We start from the raw sequence: 1,878 nt of genomic DNA, 5'->3' as shown, positions 1-1,878 counted from the left end.
GCGGCAGGCGCGGCTCGCCGATGCTCGGCTCTACCTGTGCACCGGGCGCCAGCCGGCGTTCCCCAGGTTTGTCGACGACGTTCTCGCCGGCGGTGTGGACATCGTCCAGCTCCGGGAAAAGGGCCTGGAATGGCAGCCCGAGGCCGACCTGCTCGCCGTGATGCGGGAGATCGCCCAGCGGCGTGCGGCGCTGGTGAGTGCCAACGATCGTGCCGATCTCGCCGCCTTCACCGGCGTGGACGTGTTGCATGTGGGGCAGTGCGACATCCCACCCCGGCTCGCCCGGGCGCTGCTCGGCCCGGACGTGCTGATCGGGCGGTCCACCCATGATCCCGAACAGCTCACCGCCGCGATCGAGGATCCCGACGTGGACTACTTCTGCGTCGGGCCGGTGTGGGCGACGCCCACCAAACAAGGGCGCGCCCCGGTCGGGCTGGAGCTGCCGCGTCTGGCCGCTCGGCTCGCCCCGCCGTTCGCATCCGGGGTCAAGCCGTGGTTCGTCACCGGCGGGGTGGACGCGACAACGCTCGACGAGATCCTTGACACCGGCGCCCGGCGGGTGGTCGTCGTCCGGGGCATCACCGGGGCAGCGGACCCGGGTGCTGCCGCGGCGGGCCTGACCGGCCGGCTCCGCGAGGCCTGACCCGAGCGCGGTGCGGCACCTGACGTACCTCGCGGTCCTCGCGGCCTGTCTGATCGGCACCGCGCCGCTGGAGGTGATCCTGCGCACCCGGGTGTACGCGCGGCCGGTGCGGTTGTTGTTGACGTTGCTGCCGGTGGGCGCCGTATTCACCGGTTGGGATGTCTATGCGATCTCGCACCGGCACTGGGGCTATGACCGCGCCCAGATGTCCGGGGTGCGCCCGGTCGGCGGGCTGCCGCTGGAGGAGCTGCTGTTCTTCCTGGTGGTGCCGGTCTGCGCGGTCCTGACGCTGGAGGCCGTCCGTGCGGTCAAGGGCTGGCCGGTCGGTGACGAGCCGGCGGGGGACGAGCCGGTGCGTGACGAGCCTGCGGGTGACATCCCCGTGGATGACAACCCGTGAGCTATACCGCCCTTGCGGCCGTCGGCGTCGCCGCCACCGTGTTCCTCGATCTCGCGGTGCTGCGGACCAGAGTGCTTGTCCGTAAGGCGTTCTGGGTTGCCTATGCCATCATCATCGTCTTCCAGCTGATCACGAACGGTGTCCTGACCGGCCTGGCGATCGTCACCTACGATCCCCGCGCGATTCTCGGCCCCCGGTTCGTGTACGCCCCTGTCGAGGATCTGCTGTTCGGGTTCGCCCTGGTCACCCAGACGCTGTCCTGGTGGGTCTACTGGGGGCGCCGCCTGGATGGAGCGAAGCCGGCGCGTTCTCGTTCCGATGGTCAACCAGGTGGGTCCAGCTGAATCGTACATTCGGTTGTTTGTCCCGAAGGCAGTCCGCAGGCGCGTCGGCTATGGTGCATCTGTGACGACTTTGCGGATCTCGGATGTGGCCGGCCTGTTGGGTGTCAGTGACGACACGGTGCGACGGTGGGCGGACGCCGGCAAACTGCCGCTGGTCCGCGACGACAGCGGCCGCCAAGCCGTCGAGGGCGCGGCGCTGGCCCGGTTCAGTCAGGAGCTGGCGGCGTCGGTGGACCGGCCGCCGGCGGTCGACGCCGCGGTGGTGGGTGAGTCGGCCCGTAACCGGTTCCCCGGGATCGTGATCCGCGTGGTGCGGGACGGGGTGATGGCGCAGGTTGAGATCCAGGCCGGTCCGCACCGGATCGTGTCGTTGATGAGCCGGGAGTCCGCCGACGAGCTCGGTCTGGAGCCCGGCGTGATCGCCGTGGCGTCGGTGAAGTCGACCAACGTGGTGATGGAACTTCCTCAGCAGCGTCGCTGAACCGCCTGTC

The 1,878-nt window shown here is 69.9% G+C and carries 4 protein-coding genes; all 4 read left to right on the top strand.

Going from position 1 to position 1,878, the window contains the following annotated elements; genetic code table 11:
* Window positions 1–643, top strand: a 643-nt coding sequence (gene thiE, locus U9980_RS15865) for a thiamine phosphate synthase (protein WP_322768627.1), incomplete at its 5' end; no start/stop codon positions are given.
* A gap of 10 nt (window positions 644–653) precedes the next feature.
* Window positions 654–1,043 carry a lycopene cyclase domain-containing protein gene (locus U9980_RS15860; protein ID WP_322768626.1) on the top strand — a complete coding sequence of 130 codons (390 nt, stop codon included), beginning with the start codon at window positions 654–656 and terminating at the stop codon, window positions 1,041–1,043.
* Window positions 1,040–1,387, top strand: coding sequence for a lycopene cyclase domain-containing protein (locus U9980_RS15855; RefSeq protein ID WP_322747441.1), 348 nt, complete (start codon window positions 1,040–1,042; stop codon window positions 1,385–1,387). Before U9980_RS15860 ends, U9980_RS15855 begins: the two co-directional genes overlap by 4 nt.
* Window positions 1,388–1,448: 61 nt before the next feature.
* Window positions 1,449–1,868, top strand: coding sequence for a helix-turn-helix transcriptional regulator (locus U9980_RS15850; protein WP_322768625.1), 420 nt, complete (start codon window positions 1,449–1,451; stop codon window positions 1,866–1,868).
* The last annotated feature ends 10 nt before the right edge of the window (window positions 1,869–1,878 follow it).

Source organism: Protofrankia sp. Cr1, assembly GCF_963555865.1.
GTDB lineage: Bacteria > Actinomycetota > Actinomycetes > Frankiales > Frankiaceae > Protofrankia.
This window is presented reverse-complemented; position numbering and strand designations above follow the sequence as displayed.